A 16,237-nucleotide genomic window follows, 5' to 3' on the forward strand; every position below is an offset into this window, starting at 1 on the left:
TCAGGAACTCCGTCACAGGAAGGGGTCGTAGTCGGGGACCGGTTCGAAGGGCTGGTCACGCATCCCGAACAGGGCCAGGTTGGAGCCGTGACGGATGCAGTGGAAGCGGCAGTGTTCGTCGGGCCGGAGGCCTTCGCGCACCCTGCGCCGGAGTTCACCGTTCCACATCCCGGCGAACGACTCGGTCTCGGGATCCCCGTACCGCGCCGCCGGATTTCCCCGGTGGTAAGGGCAGAAGTAGGCGCCGGAGGTGGTGATCAGGGTGCGGAGATCGGCGACCGGACAGGTCGTGTAGTCCTTCACCTCGACGGGGGTGCCACCCCCGCTGTCGACCACGCCGAGCGTGGCCGGGCTCAGCACCTTGAAGCCGTCATCGTCGAGTTCACGGATCCGGGCGAGCTGTTCGGAAAGGACTGCCAGCAGGTCGGGATCCCGACCGAGAATGAAATGCTCCATATCGTATTCGGGTTTCACTTCGAAGTAGTCGCACCCGATCCATTTCGCCAGTTCGGCGGCCGCGGCGATCTCGCCCACATTGCTTTCGCCCGATGAAGGCCGCCCCATCACGAGAAACGAATAGCCGAGCTTTCCGCTTTTACGGGAGGCGAGCAGTTCCATGTTCCGCACGACTTCAGCGAAACGGTTGCGGCCACCACGGCCGGGCCGGAATCGGCCGTAGGTTTCCGCCGTCGCCGCGTCGACCGAAACCCTCGTCCAGTGCGCGCGCTCCGCGAGGACGTCGATATGCCGGTCGATCATGGTGCCGTTGGTGGTGATGCCGACGCTTATCCCGCCGTCGTGCAGGAGGGTGATCGCCTTCCCGATCGACGAATGCAGCAAAGGCTCACCACCGCCGATGAGGATCACCGCCTCGACCCCGGCCTCGACGAGTTCACCCGCCAGGCCGATCAGCCGCTCCCCAGAGAACCGACCGCTGTTCAGCAGCTTCCCGCTGATGCATTCGGGACAGGCCAGATCGCAGAACGAGGTGGGGTCCAGCTCCACCACCAGCGGCGCGGGCGGCTGCTCGCCGGCGGCCGCCAGGGAAACTTGCTGGTGAGCGAATTCCTGGTAAAGCTTTGCAGTGAGATCAAGAGGTCCGCCGGGAAGGTCTGTAGACATGCGTGCTGCCTTCGGTCATCCCGACCCGGTGCCGCGGTGGGCCGAGTCTGTGCTTCACCCGCGTCGGATACACTAACATCCGGAGCAGTGTTCAGAAAGGTCACAATGAGCTTGCCTGATCGTTTCACGAATACGCTGTCAAAAATGCGGTCCGCGGGAGCGCACGCCATGGAACTGGCGGCCTTGCGACGGCGTCTCGAGCAACTGTCCGAGGACGGCGCCGGTGAATTGCCGGGTTCGGAACTCGAACCGCTCGAGGAGATCAGCCGGCTGGTGGACCTGCCTGAGCCGGATGCCGAGGTTTCCCGTCATGTACTGGACCGGACAGCGGTACTGAAGCTGAACGGTGGCCTCGGCACCAGCATGGGCCTCACCGGTCCGAAATCCCTGCTCGAAATCAAACCGGGCAAAACGTTCCTCGACGTCATCGCGATGCAGGTGCTCTCGGTCCGTGAGACCTACAAGGCCCGGCTGCCGCTCATCCTGATGAACTCGGCCGGCACGCGTGAGCCCTCGCTCGACCTGTTGAAGACCTACCCCGGCCTGGCGGACGACGTCATCCCGGCCGACTTCCTGCAGGGCCGCGAGCCGAAGATCGCCGCGGACGGCTTCCAGCCGGTCGACTGGCCCGCGAACCCGGAACTCGAATGGTGCCCGCCCGGCCACGGCGACATCTACATCGCGCTGGCCGTCAGCGGGATGCGCGACCTGCTGCTCGCCGAAGGCATCCGGTGGTGCTTCGTCTCCAACGCCGACAACCTGGGCGCGGTGCCGGACGCCCGGATCGCGGCCTGGCTCGCCGACCGGGACATCCCGTTCGCGATGGAGACCGTCCTCGGCACGCCCGCCGACCGCAAGGGCGGGCATCTGGCTCGGCGTGACGGCCGGATCGTCCTGCGCGAGTCCGCCCAGGTCCCCGAGGGCGACAACTCGTTCGGTGACGTGGCCAAGTGGCGGTACTTCAACACGAACAACATCTGGTTCGACCTTCAGCGCCTGAAGGAGCTGCAGGACGCCGACCCGGCCGCGCCGGCACTCCCGCTGATTGTGAACCGCAAGACCGTCGACCCGACCGATCCAGGGAGCACGCCGGTCATCCAGCTCGAAACGGCGATGGGCGCGGCGGTCGCCTCGGTCGAGGGCGCTCAGGCCATCGAGATCCCGCGGACCCGGTTCGCGCCGGTCAAGACCACCGACGACCTGCTCGTCGTCCGGTCGGACGCGTACGTGCTGGACCCGAGCGGGGAGATGATCCCCGAGTTCACCACGACCCCGCCCGTCGTTTCGCTGAGCAAGGACCATTTCAAGCTGCTGCGGGACTTCGACGCCCGTATCCCGCACGCCCCGTCGCTGAAGGAGTGCACGAGCCTCGACGTGGAAGGGGACGTCACGTTCGGCAAGGACGTGGTGCTCCGGGGCGATGTCAAGATCGTCGGGCCCAAAACCGTTCCGGACGGCGAAATCCTCTGACTCAGGGGAGTCCGCCGGGTTCACTGGCGTGGTACTGGACGGCGGCGAGGATCGTCTCCGTCTCGGTCTTCGTCCAGGTCGAGATGTGCACTTCCCACGCGTCGTCCTCGCGCAGTTCCTGACGCAGAGCGCGCCACATCCATTCGAAGCAGATGGCGGGGTCCAGGCCGCCCAGCCCGGCACCGAACAGCGGGAACAGCACCGAACGCAGTTCGAGGCCGTCCTCCTCGCGTTCGCGCCGGGCGAGGTCGAACACGTTGTGCACGGCCTGCGCGACCGAGACCGGGTTCACCTCGAAGCGGTCGGTGCCGAGGACGGGGATCCCGATCGCGGCGTGATAGATCCGCTGGACGCCGCGTTTGATCAAGGCTCCCGAAGACGTGGCGGCCACCGTCCCCGGTTCGACGGGCAGGCCGAACCGGCCGTTCTTCCGCATCCAGTCGTCGAGTTCGGCCGCGGCGGTGTCTTCGAGGATCTCGCCGGCGGGTCCCCGTTTCGCCGCTGCGCGGCGCAGCCTGCCCGAAACCGACGGTTTGAACGTCATCGCCATCTGCATGTAGATGTTCTCGGACGTGCAGACGATGTCCACATCGGAGATCTGATCCACCGGGCCGGACCGGACGGCGATGGGGACGGGTTTCCCGGAGCCGCCTTCGATGTCAACCATGACCGGCCCGTGCAGGGTCATTTCGGAGTGGTAGTCGTCGCTTTCGGACGACGCCATGCCGGTTTTCCGTTTCGGGGGCGACGGCATCGGCTCCGTGAGCGCGGTGACCAGCGACTCGCGCAGGACCAGGAACGACGAGTGGAGAACGCCGTCCGGCTGGATGATCGTGGAGTGATCTCCTTGCAGCACACCAACATCAGGGAAGACGCTCTTGGCGGACGAGGCCCAGACGATGTTGTCGGTGTCCCCCGCGTAGCAGACGACCGGGATCGGGCAGCGGTGATCGTCGAGGTGCGGCGCGTAGACGACGTCGGCGAGCACGCGGCGCTGGGTCTCGACCACCGATTCCGCGAGCGGCCGCAGTTCCCGTTCCTGCGCGTGCCAGCCGAGCAGCGAACGCCGCAGGGTCAGCATGAACTCGGATCCGTTGTTGGGACAGGCGAACAGCACGATCCGCCGGATCCGGGCGAGCCGGACGCCCTTGCCCTCGGCGAGCTGGCGCATCAGGAAGCGGAGCACGATCAGCCCGCCCTGGCTGTGCGCGACCAGGACGACGCGTTCGTACTTCCCGTGTTTGGCCTCGAGAACACTGGCGAGACGATCCGCGAGAACATTGAAGTCCGGGATCCGCCGAGCCGGGTTCACCCGCAGTTTCGGTGAGGAATAACCGAAGGTGTCGAAGTCGTAGTCCTTCGCCAACTCGTCGTCCGCGGCGAGCAAAACCCGCATCGCGTTCCAAGTCGCTTCGGTGGAAAAGAGTCCATGTACGAACAGCGCAAGGGACTTCGCCACGATCAACTCCTCAGGACGTGCGCCCACACACGTTACCCGGGAGAGAAGCGATTCAGCTCGTTCGCTGGGCGATGAATACGAACTCGCGTCCTGGACGGTCCGGGGCATCCCGTACCTCCAGGACGCGATAGCCGTGTCCGGTCAGCAGCGACTCCAGGTCTTCGCGTTCGCGGAACCACAGGGTCGAGTCCGAGGTGACGACCTCACCGTCCTCGAACCGGTAGCTGTACCGGAACGAGACGAGGGGGAGGTTCACCTCGGTGACCTCACGCCACTGCCGACCTCGCCGACGCCTGGGACGTCGATGACGTCGTGCGCGGTGTCGGCCGCCCATTCCTCCCGGACGCGGCGATCCGGCCGCCGGATCTCGAACACCAGGTGACCGCCAGGCGCCAGCGCGCCGTGGATCCCTTCGAGGGTCCGGTTCCAGTCGTCGTCGGTCAGTAAGACCTGTGCCACGTTCCCGGTCATCACCGCGAGATCGGCGCCGACCGCGCCCACGGCGATGCGTCGTCGTGGATCCAGGTGATCTTCCCAGCCGGATCCTTGGCCCTCGCGATCTCCAGCGAGGCCATCATCGCACTGCAGCGGGAAGTCACCGACGAACTCCGACGGGAGGGCTGTCCCGTTCAACCAGCACCCGACGTTCGTGACAGTCCGGCCAGTTCCGGCTCGCAGCTCCGGACTCACCACTCATCACCACGGGCCGGCGGCTCGCCGAGGCGGTCACTGCCGACCGGAAATGACCATGCCTGGAGCCACAGCGATCCAACGGAGAGCAAGGGCGCCCAGCCCACGACGTGACCGTGCCCGAACCACGAACCGACACCCGACTCCGAAATGCTAAAGGGCCGCCTCTCAAAAAGAGGGCGGCCCTGTAGCTACCAACGGTGTTCAGTCCTACTACGTGGCGTATTTCGGCCCCGTGTTCCAGTAAGACCCCTAGGGTGGAGCTGAGGGGAATCGAACCCCTGACCTTCTCGATGCGAACGAGACGCGCTACCAACTGTGCTACAGCCCCTTGCGGTGTTACGAGAGAACTATAGCAGTCCCAGAAGGGGTGTTTCACCACCCCCTCCTATGCCCCGACAGCACCTCGGTACCGCAGCGACTCCAGTCCGTCTAACTCGACGAAGACCGGGTCCTCGTCGTCGGAGTCGACCGGGATGGTGCCCGGACGCACGTGGTGTTCGAAGCGCGGCAACGGCGGCAGCGCGGGCCTGTCCTCGACGACCTCGACCTTGGCGGTCTCGGGCTCCTCGGTGGCCTGCTGCGGGATTTCTGCGGCAGGGGTCTCCTGCTGCTGCGGGCCCGTCGCACGGCGGCGACGCACCTGCTGCAGGCGGGCGAGCCGGCGCGCACGGATCTCCTCTTCGATCCGCACCTGCCGGCGCAGGTAGGTCAGGTAGCCCACGATCACCAGGTCGAGCGCGGCGTGGCCGTACCAGAGCTTCGCGTAGAACACGCCGGCGACGATGCCCGTCGCCACGGCGGCGACCAGCAGGAACGCCACCACTCTGCGGCGGAACGCGTACTTGGCCTGCGCCACCAGGACGGCGGCTTCCGGGTCGTAGCCACCACGGCCGCGCCGGAAGGGGCGTTCGACGTACTCCTCCTCGTCGAAGTAGTCGTCGTCGATGTCGTGGATGTCGTCGTACTCGGCGTCGGGCATGGCGTCGTACTCCTCCCCCACGCTGCGCGCACTCTCCTGGCGCTTGCGGGCCATCATGGGGACGAGGACCACGAGCCAGGCGACGACCAGCGCAATGATGATCAGCGAACTCGGCATTCCCCGTTCACCTCCCCCGGCCCACGCGTGGTGCTGTCAACCACGCTAGTCACAACAGTCACACCTGTCTCGGAGGCACGCCGAACTCGGTGCGTACCAAAGTGTGGTGTATCACCCACTTTTGGGTGAAGTGATTAGGGCAAACGGAAGCAAACGTCAGGGAAGACGGGCCTCTCCGCGTGCGACCAAACGGCGCACTAGGCCATCAGAGACCTCTTCGGACGTGAGGGCGAAGCAGAGGTGGTCGCGCCACTGTCCGGCAACATCCAGATAACGCTTGAAGAGGCCTTCCTCGCGATATCCGGACTTCGTGAGCACGCGGATCGAGGGGCCGTTCTCGGGACGGACGGTGGCTTCGAGCCGGTGCAGACCAGCGTCGCGGAAAGCGTGGTCCGTGAGCAACGCCACCGCCGCCGTTGCGACGCCGCCGCCCGCCCGATCAGCGGCTACCCAGTAGCCGATCCACGCCGACTGCAGCGAGCCGCGCACGATGTTGCCGATGGTGATCTGACCGGCGACCTCGCCGTCCACGAGGATCATGAACGGCAGCGTGGAGCCGCGCCGGGCCATGCCGCGCAACGACGACCACTGCGCGGGCCAGGACAGCGTCGCGTTGCGCTCGTCCCAGCCCTCCTGCGCGGTGGGTTCCCACTGTTCGAGGTAGGCGCGATCGCGAATGCGCAGCCTCGACCACGTGCTGCCGTCGAAGAACCTCGGCCCGCGCAGCTCAACGGTTCCGGCGCGCACCTGAAGGGGCCCCAGCCGGACCGGCCAGCCGGGGTGTCTGCCCAGATCGGCGAAAACGCTCATCCACGCTGCGCAAGGAAGCTGACCAGCACCTCTTCACCGACCGAGATCTCGGTGACGTCCTCGTCGACCATGATCAGACAGTTGGCCTCCGCCAGTGACGCGAGCAGGTGCGAGCCCGACGTGCCGAGCGGCTGCACCAGGTACTCGCCGTTGTCCGCGTCGCGCAGCAGCTGGCCGCGCAGGAAGCCCCGGCGGCCCTTCGCCGACTGCAGTGGCGACAGCAGGCGTGCGCTGACGGCGCGGCGGTACGGGTTCTTCTTGCCCAGCGCGGCCCTGATCAGGGGCCTGACCAGCACCTCGAACACCACGAGCGCGCTCATCGGGTTCGCGGGCAGCAGGAACGTGGGCACGGCGTCCGGCCCGAGCCGGCCGAAGCCCTGCGCGGAGCCGGGGTGCATGCCGACGCGGGTGACGTCCATGTCGCCGAGATCGGTGATGGCCGCCCTGACCTCGTCGCCGACCGTGCCGCCCACGCCGCCGGCGATGACGACGATCTCGGAGAGCAGCAGCCGGCCCTCGACCACCTCGCGCAGCCGCCGCGGGTCGGCGGACATGATGCCGACCCGGCTGACCTCGGCGCCCGCGTCGCGTGCGGCGGCGGCCAGCGCGTACGAGTTCACGTCGTAGACCTGGCCCTGACCGGGCGTGCGGTCGACGTCGACGAGCTCCTCGCCGAGCGAGATGACGGACACGCGCGGACGTGGGTGCACGAGCACCTTGTTGCGTCCGACAGCGGCCAGAAGACCCACCTGAGCAGCACCGATGGACGCGCCACGGCGCACGGCGACGTCCCCGGTCTGCACGTCCTCGCCGGTGCGGCGGACGAACCCGGCGGACGGCACGCTGCGGTTGACGGTCACCTTGGCCTGGTGGCCGTCGGTGTAGCCGAGCGGCACGACCGCGTCGGCCAGCGTCGGCAGCGGCGCGCCCGTCGCGATCCGCACCGCCTGGCCGGGCTGCAGTCTGCGAGGCTGCCGGGAGCCGGCCGGGATCTCGCCCACGACCGGCAGCTGCACCGGGCTCGCGTTCGCACCGGACACGTCGACGCTGCGCACCGCGTAGCCGTCCACGGCGGCCTGGTCGAAGCCGGGCAACGCGCGTTCCGCGATGACCTCTTCCGCGCAGAGCAGGCCCTGCGACTCCGAGATCGCCACGCGCACGGGTGCGGGCCGCACCGCGGCCGCGATCACCCGAGCGAGCTGCTCGTCAACTGACCTCATGTGATTGGTCCTCGCGCTCAGGAGTTGTCGAGGCGTTCCCGCAACCACTCACGCAGATCGGGTCCGTTCTCAGGGGTCTTGAGTGCGAAGTCAACCGCAGCCCGCAGGAATCCGGCGGGATTGCCGAGGTCGTGTCGCCCGCCCCGGTGGACCACGACGTGCACGGGGTGACCCTCGTTGATCAGCAGTTCCTTCGGCGCGGCTTTGGTCGTGGGGAGGAAACGGGTGCCCAGACCGGCCGCGGGCACGATAGCGGTGTGGAAGGCGCTGCTCATGGGCAGCGATGCTAACGACATACCGGGGGATACCCACCATGACGTCCGATCTTCGTGACCGGAAGGCCACGCTGCGTTCACGGTTGCTGGCTGCACGGCGTTCGCTGTCCGCTGAAGTTCGCGCTCTTGAAGCCGCCGCGCTGGCCGCGCACGTCGCCGCGCTGGACGTTGCGCCTGATCAGACGGTGTGCGCTTTCCTGCCGGTCGGATCGGAGCCCGGTGACGCCTCGTGGCTGGACGGGCTGCGCTGCCGGGTGCTGCTACCGATCGTGACGGGCGACTCGCCGCTCGACTGGGCCGAGCACACCGGGCCGTCCGGGCTCGCCCCCGCCGGGTTCAAGCTGCTGGAGCCCACCGGTCCCCGGCTCGGCGCCTCGGCGATCGCTGGAGCCTCGCTGGTGCTCGTGCCCGCGCTGGCCGTGTCGGTGGACGGGGTGCGGATCGGAAAGGGACAGGGGCACTACGATCGCTCGTTGCCGCTGGTCAAGGCCCCGCTGGTCGGTGTCGTGCGTGATTGCGAGGTGCTTTCCCACGTGCCTGGCGAGCCTCACGACGTGCGGATGAACGGCGTGCTGACCCCCTCGGTGGGTCTGCGATGGCTGTGACTTTGACCTGGGGTGTTTGCGCTCCGGGAAGGTCCTGAGCGAAAATCGTGTTGGCACTCACAAAGGTCGAGTGCCAGAGCTAGGAGCAGACCCAGTGCCTACGTACCAGTACGCCTGCACCGCGTGTGAGCACCGGTTCGAGGCTGTGCAGTCGTTCAGCGACTCCTCCCTCACCGAGTGCCCCGAGTGCTCGGGCAAGCTGCGCAAGCTCTTCGGCGCCGTCGGCGTCGTCTTCAAGGGCAGCGGCTTCTACCGCACGGACAGCCGTTCGGGCTCGTCGAAGAGCACCACGGCGTCCTCGCCCTCGACGGAGACGAAGTCCACGGAGAAGAAGTCCGCTGACACGAAGTCCTCTTCGGACTCGAAGTCCTCGACGAGCGCTCCGGCGGCCGCCGCGTCCTGAAGATCGCGAGTTGTCCACAACTTGCGACTGAGCCCCGTTCGACTGCCTCCGACCGTCCTACGGTCGGAGGCATGAACCTTTCCACGACCGTTTCGGATCGAGTCCGCTCGCTGGCGCGCCGCCGCCCTCCCGCCGCGTGGCGCCGCTTCCTGGCCCTCGGGCTGGCGCTGCTGGCCCTGTCGACGTTCTTCTGGCCGGACGTGGGCCATCCCGCCGTGGTCGCCTCTCGCGATCTACCGGCCGGAGAGCCGCTCACCGCCGCCGACGTCCGAGTCATGTCGCTCGCCACGCCGCTGCCGGGCTCGTTCCCGGCCTCCGACGCCGTGGTGGGCCGCGCGTTGTCGTCACCGGCGCGGGCAGGCGTCCCGCTGACCGACTTCGATCTCGCCGACGCCGCCGCCGATCAGGCCTCGGTGGCCGTCCGGGTGGCTGACCAGGGCCTCGCCGCCGTGGTGCGACCGGGCGGCCGGGTCGACGTGGTGTCGGCGTCGGGCGAGGTGCTCGCGGAGAACGCGGCGGTGCGGGAGACGCGCGGAGAAGTCGTCGTCCTCACGTTGCCGAGACTTAATGCAACTCGTGTGGCCGCGATGTCACTGGATCATGCATTAGCCGTTACTCTCCGCTGATGCTGAAGGGTTTCAAAGACTTTTTGATGCGCGGAAACGTCGTCGACCTGGCCGTGGCCGTGGTCATCGGCGCCGCGTTCGGTGCGATCGTCACCGCGTTCACGGCCAACATCATCAACCCGTTGGTCGCCGTGCTCGGCGGCAACAACGTGGAGGGCCTCGCGTTCAAGCTCATCGACGCGAACGAGAAGACGAAGATCGATCTCGGCGCGCTGATCACCGCGATCATCAACTTCGCGATCGTCGCGGCCGTCGTCTACTTCATCTTCGTGCTGCCGATGAACAAGATCAAGGAGCGCCGCGAGAGGGGCGTGGAGCCCGGCCCGTCCGAGCCCACCGATGTCGAGTTGCTGAAGGAGATCCGCGACCTCCTGCAGGCGCAGGCGGCAAGCCAGCCGCAGAACCCTCCGACGGACCGTCGCGGTCCGGCGATCTGATCTCCGTCCGTCCCCGCCGAGACGAAGCGCGCACCCGTCGTTCCAACGCGACTCCGCGCGCTTTGTCCTGGCTTCAGGCCGAAACCGGCTACGCGGCGCTCGTCGCACCCGGCCGTCTGCGGCCCAGGCGTCAGCCGCCGTGGTGCGGCGGCCTGTTCTCGCGGTACCAGGCCTCGCGGTCGTCGCCGGAAGCCCCGCCACCGCGCTCGTCCGACGTCGTCTCCGGAAGCACCTCGCCGAACACCTCTGCCAACCGACGACGGCGCTCTACGGCGTCGTCGTCGGCCGGCGTCGGCTTCTCACTCTTCGTCAAGACCGCTCAGCTGCTCGATCACGTAGGGCACCAGGGCCGACAGCGTCGCCATGCCGTCGCGGACCGCGGAGCGCGAGCCCGCGAGGTTCACGACGAGCGTGCTGCCGGAGACGCCGACGAGGCCACGCGAGATGCCCGCGTCGACCGCGCCCGCGGCGAGGCCGGAGGCGCGGAGCGCCTCGGCGATGCCGTGGATCGGGCGGTCGAGCACGCCCTGCGTGGCGTCGGGGGTGACGTCGCGCGGGGACACGCCTGTGCCGCCCACGGTGACCACGAGGTCGACGCCACCGATGACGGCCGTGTTGAGGGCAGCCCGGATGTCGACCACCTCGCCCTCGACCGCGACGGTTCCGTCGACGATGAAGCCCGCTTCTTCAAGCAGTTCGGTGACAAGAGGTCCGGAGTTGTCGTCCTGCTCACCGTGCGCCACCCGGTCGTCCACGATCACGACCAAAGCGCGGCCAAGGCGCTGCGCGCTGCGTTCCATACCGATCACCGTAGCGGGAGTCTGACTTCGAAGCGGCAGCCAGGACCGTGGTTCTGGGCGCCGATTCTCCCGTGGTGCGCGTCGACGAGGCCACGCGCGATGGAAAGCCCCAGTCCGGCGCCGGTCGGGTTGCGCGCTGTGCTTCCCCGGAATCCCACGTCGAACACCTGTGGCAGCACGTCATCGGGTATGCCGCCGCACGCGTCGTCCACCCGCACCACCGCGTCGGGTCCGTCCACATCGACCTGAACTGACACCGCGCCACCCTCGGGCGTGTGCCGAATGGCGTTGGACACAAGGTTGCGCACGACACGCATCAGTTCCGGATCTGAGCCCCGCACGACCGGCCACTCGCGAGCGTCCGCGCGCAACTCCACGCCCTTGCGCGCCGCCACGGGCCGGGACGCGGCCACCACGTCGCTGACCACATCGGCCAGCCGTACGTCGTGCATCGTCAGGTTCAACGCGCCGGCGGTGATCCGCGAGAGCTGGAACAGGTCGTCCACCAGCTTCGTCAGGTGATCGGCCTCCAACGCGATCTGCTTGGCGTAGACCGCGACCTCACCCGGCTCGGAGACGACGCCGTCCTCCAGCGCCTCCGTCATCGCCCGGATCCCGGCCAGCGGCGTCCGCAGGTCGTGACTGATCCACGCCACCAGTTGCCGCCGCGCCGCCTCGGCCTCGCGTTCCCACATGGTCCGCCGCGCGATCGCCCGTCCCAGCATGATCGAGAACGGCACCGTGACCAGGCCGACCAGCGCGCACGCCATGAGCGCGGCGTTGAGCATCGGCGTGAACATGAACCTGCTGACCACGAGCACGCCGCCGATGGTCGCCACCACCGGCACGATGACCATGACGGTCATCGCGGTGGTCAGCGACACACGGCTCAGTCGGTCGAACACTGGTCATACCTGTAGCCGACGCCCCACACGGTGCTCAGCCGCTTCGGCTTCGCCGGATCTTCCTCGATCTTCTCCCGCAACCGTCGCACGTGGACGGTCACGGTCGACTGGTCGCCGAACTGCCAGCCCCACACCCGCTCCAGCAGCTCGGCCCGCCCGAACGCCTTGCCCGCGTTGCCGATGAAGAACGCCAGCAGGTCGAACTCGCGGGTCGTCAACTGCAACGGCCGCCCGTCCAGCGTCGCGGTGTGCGCGGCCACGTCCAGCACGAGGTTCCCGTCCCGCACCACCCGCGGCTCGTAGGCCTTGCCGGCCCGCCGCAACACCGACGAGACCCGCAACGCCAGCTCACGCGGGCTGAAGGGCTTCGTGACGTAGTCGTCCGCCCCGATCTGCAACCCGGCGATGCGATCTTCTTCCTCACCCAGCGCCGTCAGCATGACCACCGGCGTGCTGCCGCGATCCCGAATCCGCCGGCACACCTCAAGCCCGTCGATGCCGGGCAACATCAGGTCCAGGACCACGATGTCCGGCTCGTGCGTGGCCATCAGCCGCAACGCCTGTTCCCCGTCACCGGCGAGCTCGACCTCGTAGCCGGCGTGTTCGAGGTAGCGGCGCACCACATCGCGCACCGTCGTGTCGTCGTCGACGACCAGCACCCGTTCCACCACGTCACCACGCTAAGCCACGAAAGCCCGGCAGGCCCGCAAGCGTCACAACGCCGTAAGAAGACGAAACAAAGAGGCCGCAGCCACGCACGGGGCAGGTGCGCATGGCTACGGCCTCTCCGGGGTCGTCACGGCTGGTTTCTGGCGGGCGGCGGATGCCAGAAACCAGCCGTCCCCCGACCTATCCCACCTCGACACCGTCGAGGGTGGCTTCCACCGTCCTGTTGTCGGACAGCGTGATCGTGACCTTGTCACCGGGAGCCTTCGACCGGACCGCGGCGACGAGGGTGTCCGACTCGTCGATGCGGCGGTCACCGAACTTGGTGATCACGTCACCGGCCTTGAGCCCGGCCTTCTCGGCCGCGCCGCCACCGGTGATCTCGGAGATCTTGGCGCCCTGCTCGGTCGACTCGACCTTCACGCCGAGCACGGTCTGCTTGGGCTTGCCGCTCTTCACGATCTCGTCGATCGTGCGGCGCGCCTGGTCCATCGGGATCGCGAAGCCGATGCCGACGGAACCGGCCTGGCCCTGGCCCTGGCTGGGGCTGTAGATCGCCGAGTTGATGCCGACGACCTGGCCCTGCATGTTCACCAGCGGGCCGCCGGAGTTGCCGGGGTTGATCGCGGCGTCGGTCTGGATGGCGTTGAGGACGGTCGCCTGCGAGTTGCGGTCGCCGCCGGCCGAGACCGGGCGGTTCACCGAGCTGACGATGCCGGAGGTGACGGTGCCGGACAGCTCGAACGGCGAGCCGATCGCGACGACGGCCTGGCCGGTCTTCATGTCGCCGGAGTTGCCGAGTTGCACGACCGGGAGGTTCGAGACGCCGTCGGCCTGGATGACGGCGATGTCGGAGCTCGGGTCGCGGCCGAGGATCTTGGCGGTGGCGGTCTTGCCGTCGTGGAAGACGACCTTGATGTCGCCACCGGAGGCGGCGCCCTCGATGACGTGGTTGTTCGTCACGATCTGGCCGTTGCCGGAGATGATGAAGCCCGAGCCCTCGCCGGCGCCGGAGCGCGTCGTGACCTGGATCTGCACGACGGACGGCAGCAGTTTGTTCGCCACGTCCTCGACCGAGCCGGCGGGCGCGTTCGAGGCCTGCGAGGCCGGGCGGGGTGAGTCGAGGGAGCTCACGGACGACGAGTCGTTCGCGAAGGTGTAGCCCAGGTAGCCGCCGAGGCCGCCGGAGAGGCCGCCGACGATCAGCACGAGGGCGGCGACGCCCGCCACGACCTTTCCGCGGCCCTTGGGGCGCTGGGGGACGGGCGGGGGCTGGTAGCCGGGCGGGAGGTAGTACTGACCCGTCTGCGGCCCGGTGTGCGGTCCCTGAGGCCCCGCGAACGGGCCGGAGGGCGGTCCCGCGGGCTGTTCCGCGCCGAACTGCGCGGTCGTGGCGCCGAGGCCGAGCGGGTGAGGTTGGCCGGACCCTGATGGAGGAAGCTGCTGGCCGGGTCCGGGCCCGCCGAGCTGCGTCTGGCCCGCGTCAGGTGAGGGCACCTGCGGCTGGGCCGAAGTGAAGGAGGCGGGCGCATCGCCCAAACCGGCAGGAGCGTGAGTAGCCCCAGCCTGGCCGGATCCCCCCTGCAAAGGATCCGGCTGGCCGGGTTCCGGCAGCGACGGGCCCTGCTCCCGCGCGCCGGAGTCTGTCTGACCGGCGCTCGTCGGCACGGAGGTGGGCTCTTCCGGCTGCGGCGCTGTCTGGTTGCTCTCGGTCATGGGCATAGTCTCTCGGGCCGTCCTGAGAGAACCCTTAGACCAGCCTGGGAGCTAGTTGTGTGTTCCCCGGAGCCGTTCCGCGATCTGCTCCGGCGTCACGTCGTTGATCCACACGGCTTCTCCCGACTCGGAGCCCGCGAGGTACTTGAGCTTGTCCTTCGTCCTGAGCACCGAGAAGACCTGCAGGTGCAGCCACATCTCGTCGCGGCCGACGTTGACCGGCGCCTGGTGCCAGGCCGCGATGTAGGGCAGCGGGCGGTCGTACAGCGCGTCCAGGCGGTGCAGCACCTTCAGGTAGAGCGACGCGAAGTCGTCACGCTCCACTGAGGACAGTGCGGCGATGTCGGGCACCTGACGGCGTGGCGCCAGCACGACCTCGACGGGCCAGCGGGCGGCGGCGGGCACGAAGGCGGCCCAGTGCGCGGACTCTTCCACCACGCGCGCGCCCGCGCGAAGCTCGGCTTCCAGCACGTCGCCGAACAACGGACGCCCATTCGCCGCGTAGTGCTCCAGCGCCGCCTCCAGCATCCGTTCGGTGCGAGGCGTGATGAACGGGTACGCGTAGATCTGGCCGTGCGGGTGCGAGAGCGTCACGCCGATCTCTTCGCCGCGGTTCTCGAACGGGAAGACCTGTTCGACCCCTGGCAACGTTGACAAGAAGGCGACACGGTCCGCCCAGGCGTCCACGACGGTGCGCACGCGCGACGCGGAGAGCTCGCCGAACGACTTGTTGTGGTCCGAGGTGAAGCACACGACCTCGCACCGCCCACGACCCGGCGCGCGCACGAACAGCGCTTCACCATCCACAGTGGACGGCACGTCCGGCACGTTCTGCGCCAGCGAGGGGAACCTGTTCTCGAACACCACGACGTCGTAGTCGGCCTCGGGGATCTCCGTGGGCCTGCCCGGCGTGGACGGGCACAGCGGACAGAGGTCCGCCGGCGGCTTGTACGTGCGTGTCTGGCGGTGCGCCGCCATCGCGACCCACTCGCGGGTCAACGGGTCCAGCCGGACTTCGGACATCGGCTGGGTCTCCGGGAGATCCCGGGTGTCCACCGCGACTCGCGGTGGCGCCTCAGCGCTGTCGTCGAAGTAGATGATCTCCCGGCCGTCCGCCAGTTTGCCCGCGGTACGCCTCACGCCAACTCCTCGCCACTTCCCGGTACATGAGCCAAGACCAACTCGCCGACCTGCTCGGAGAGGATCGCCCGCGCGTCGTCCGGCAAACCCTCGTCCGTCACCAGAACGTGCGCCTCGTCGAGATCGGCGATCGTGGAAATGCCGACGGTGCCCCACTTCGTGTGGTCCGCGACCACGACCACGCGCCCGGCCGCGTCGACGAGCGCGCGATCCGTTTCACTCTCGTTGAGGTTCGGCGTTGTGAATCCGGAGCGCTCGGCCATGCCGTGCACGCCCAGGAAGACCACGTCGAGATGCAGCGATCGCAACGCCTGCACGGCCACCGGGCCCACGAGCGCGTCGGACGGAGTGCGCACGCCACCGGTCAGCACGACCGTGCGGTCCGTGCGCCCGCTCTGCTGCAGCACGTCCGCGACGCGGATGGAGTTCGTGACGACGGTGAGGTCGGGGATGTCGTCGAGGAAACGGGCTAACGTCCACGTCGTCGTGCCGGCGGACAGGCCGATGGCCGTGCCGGGACGCACGAGGCCCGCTGCCAGTGCCGCGATCGCCTCCTTCTCGGGCAGCTGCCGCACCGACTTGGCCTCGAAACCGGGCTCGTCGGTCGAGCGCCCGACGACGGACGTGGCGCCGCCGTAGACCTTCTCCACCAGTCCGCGTGCGGCGAGCACGTCGAGATCGCGGCGCACGGTCATGTCCGAGACGCCGAGCCGGACGACGAGGTCGCTGACGCGCACCGCACCCGTACGACGGACCTCTTCGATGATTACCGCTTGCCGCTGACGTGCCAGCAC

General features: G+C 68.3%; 19 protein-coding genes, 1 tRNA gene and 1 pseudogene. 5 read left to right on the forward strand and 16 right to left on the reverse strand.

The window, feature by feature from the left end; translation table 11 throughout:
• Nucleotides 1-12 precede the first annotated feature (12 nt).
• Nucleotides 13-1,122, reverse strand: coding sequence for a radical SAM protein (locus tag SK854_RS14775; RefSeq protein ID WP_319975658.1), 1,110 nt, complete (start codon nt 1,120-1,122; stop codon nt 13-15).
• 144 nt (nt 1,123-1,266) lie between these two features.
• Here SK854_RS14775 and SK854_RS14780 point away from each other — a divergent pair, with 144 nt between their 5' ends.
• Entirely contained in the window at nt 1,267-2,592 is a 1,326-nt protein-coding gene (locus tag SK854_RS14780) for a UTP--glucose-1-phosphate uridylyltransferase (protein ID WP_319975659.1), read from the forward strand.
• A gap of 1 nt (nt 2,593) precedes the next feature.
• Here the strand turns inward: SK854_RS14780 and SK854_RS14785 are convergent, their stop codons facing one another.
• The 8 genes and pseudogenes from SK854_RS14785 to SK854_RS14820 all read right to left on the reverse strand — a co-directional run.
• Nucleotides 2,594-4,051 (reverse strand): alpha/beta fold hydrolase, encoded by a 1,458-nt coding sequence (locus tag SK854_RS14785; protein ID WP_319975660.1) that lies wholly within the window; start codon nt 4,049-4,051, stop codon nt 2,594-2,596.
• A gap of 52 nt (nt 4,052-4,103) precedes the next feature.
• Nucleotides 4,104-4,307: a hypothetical protein gene (locus SK854_RS14790; RefSeq protein ID WP_319975661.1), complete on the reverse strand. Its 204-nt coding sequence runs from the start codon at nt 4,305-4,307 to the stop codon at nt 4,104-4,106.
• Nucleotides 4,304-4,684 (reverse strand): class I SAM-dependent methyltransferase, encoded by a 381-nt coding sequence (locus tag SK854_RS14795; RefSeq protein WP_319975662.1) that lies wholly within the window; start codon nt 4,682-4,684, stop codon nt 4,304-4,306. The genes SK854_RS14790 and SK854_RS14795 overlap by 4 nt, the downstream gene beginning before the upstream one ends.
• 315 nt (nt 4,685-4,999) lie before the next feature.
• A tRNA-Ala gene (locus tag SK854_RS14800) sits at nt 5,000-5,072 on the reverse strand.
• A 57-nt stretch (nt 5,073-5,129) separates the two neighbouring features.
• Complete coding sequence (sepX, locus tag SK854_RS14805; protein ID WP_319975663.1) at nt 5,130-5,840, reverse strand: divisome protein SepX/GlpR; 711 nt, start codon at nt 5,838-5,840, stop codon at nt 5,130-5,132.
• Between the two features lie 156 nt (nt 5,841-5,996).
• The gene (locus SK854_RS14810) at nt 5,997-6,650 is read right to left on the reverse strand and encodes a GNAT family N-acetyltransferase (protein ID WP_319975664.1); all 654 of its coding nucleotides are present in this window, start codon (nt 6,648-6,650) and stop codon (nt 5,997-5,999) included.
• Entirely contained in the window at nt 6,647-7,870 is a 1,224-nt protein-coding gene (glp, locus tag SK854_RS14815; RefSeq protein WP_319975665.1) for a molybdotransferase-like divisome protein Glp, read from the reverse strand. The genes SK854_RS14810 and glp overlap by 4 nt, the downstream gene beginning before the upstream one ends.
• 17 nt (nt 7,871-7,887) lie before the next feature.
• A pseudogene (locus SK854_RS14820) lies at nt 7,888-8,058 on the reverse strand (UTP--glucose-1-phosphate uridylyltransferase); the annotation flags it as partial.
• Nucleotides 8,059-8,183: 125 nt separating this feature from the next.
• On the opposite strand from SK854_RS14820, the gene SK854_RS14825 reads away from it, so the two are divergent.
• The 4 genes from SK854_RS14825 (at nt 8,184) to mscL (ending at nt 10,216) form a co-directional block, all read left to right on the forward strand.
• Nucleotides 8,184-8,750 (forward strand): 5-formyltetrahydrofolate cyclo-ligase, encoded by a 567-nt coding sequence (locus SK854_RS14825; RefSeq protein WP_319975666.1) that lies wholly within the window; start codon nt 8,184-8,186, stop codon nt 8,748-8,750.
• Between the two features lie 94 nt (nt 8,751-8,844).
• Nucleotides 8,845-9,153: an FmdB family zinc ribbon protein gene (locus tag SK854_RS14830; protein ID WP_319975667.1), complete on the forward strand. Its 309-nt coding sequence runs from the start codon at nt 8,845-8,847 to the stop codon at nt 9,151-9,153.
• Between the two features lie 71 nt (nt 9,154-9,224).
• Nucleotides 9,225-9,779, forward strand: coding sequence for an SAF domain-containing protein (locus SK854_RS14835; RefSeq protein WP_319975668.1), 555 nt, complete (start codon nt 9,225-9,227; stop codon nt 9,777-9,779).
• Complete coding sequence (gene mscL, locus SK854_RS14840; protein WP_319975669.1) at nt 9,779-10,216, forward strand: large-conductance mechanosensitive channel protein MscL; 438 nt, start codon at nt 9,779-9,781, stop codon at nt 10,214-10,216. The genes SK854_RS14835 and mscL overlap by 1 nt, the downstream gene beginning before the upstream one ends.
• 130 nt (nt 10,217-10,346) lie before the next feature.
• Here the strand turns inward: mscL and SK854_RS14845 are convergent, their stop codons facing one another.
• The 7 genes from SK854_RS14845 to SK854_RS14875 form a co-directional block, all read right to left on the reverse strand.
• Nucleotides 10,347-10,529 carry a hypothetical protein gene (locus SK854_RS14845; RefSeq protein WP_319975670.1) on the reverse strand — a complete coding sequence of 61 codons (183 nt, stop codon included), beginning with the start codon at nt 10,527-10,529 and terminating at the stop codon, nt 10,347-10,349.
• The gene (locus SK854_RS14850; protein WP_045311897.1) at nt 10,516-11,016 is read right to left on the reverse strand and encodes a MogA/MoaB family molybdenum cofactor biosynthesis protein; all 501 of its coding nucleotides are present in this window, start codon (nt 11,014-11,016) and stop codon (nt 10,516-10,518) included. The genes SK854_RS14845 and SK854_RS14850 overlap by 14 nt, the downstream gene beginning before the upstream one ends.
• Nucleotides 11,017-11,021: 5 nt before the next feature.
• Nucleotides 11,022-11,882, reverse strand: a complete 861-nt coding sequence (locus SK854_RS14855) for a sensor histidine kinase (protein WP_319976108.1) — start codon at nt 11,880-11,882, stop codon at nt 11,022-11,024.
• Between the two features lie 23 nt (nt 11,883-11,905).
• A complete protein-coding gene (locus SK854_RS14860) occupies nt 11,906-12,592 on the reverse strand; it encodes a response regulator transcription factor (protein WP_319975671.1) in 687 nt (228 codons plus the stop codon).
• Between the two features lie 178 nt (nt 12,593-12,770).
• A complete protein-coding gene (locus tag SK854_RS14865) occupies nt 12,771-14,303 on the reverse strand; it encodes a S1C family serine protease (protein ID WP_319975672.1) in 1,533 nt (510 codons plus the stop codon).
• A 51-nt stretch (nt 14,304-14,354) separates the two neighbouring features.
• Nucleotides 14,355-15,443: a galactose-1-phosphate uridylyltransferase gene (gene galT / locus SK854_RS14870; RefSeq protein ID WP_319975673.1), complete on the reverse strand. Its 1,089-nt coding sequence runs from the start codon at nt 15,441-15,443 to the stop codon at nt 14,355-14,357.
• Nucleotides 15,440-16,237 (reverse strand): DeoR/GlpR family DNA-binding transcription regulator, encoded by a 798-nt coding sequence (locus SK854_RS14875; protein ID WP_093605353.1) that lies wholly within the window; start codon nt 16,235-16,237, stop codon nt 15,440-15,442. Before SK854_RS14875 ends, galT begins: the two co-directional genes overlap by 4 nt.

It is taken from the genome of Lentzea sokolovensis, assembly GCF_033949975.1.
GTDB classification, from domain to species: domain Bacteria; phylum Actinomycetota; class Actinomycetes; order Mycobacteriales; family Pseudonocardiaceae; genus Lentzea; species Lentzea sokolovensis.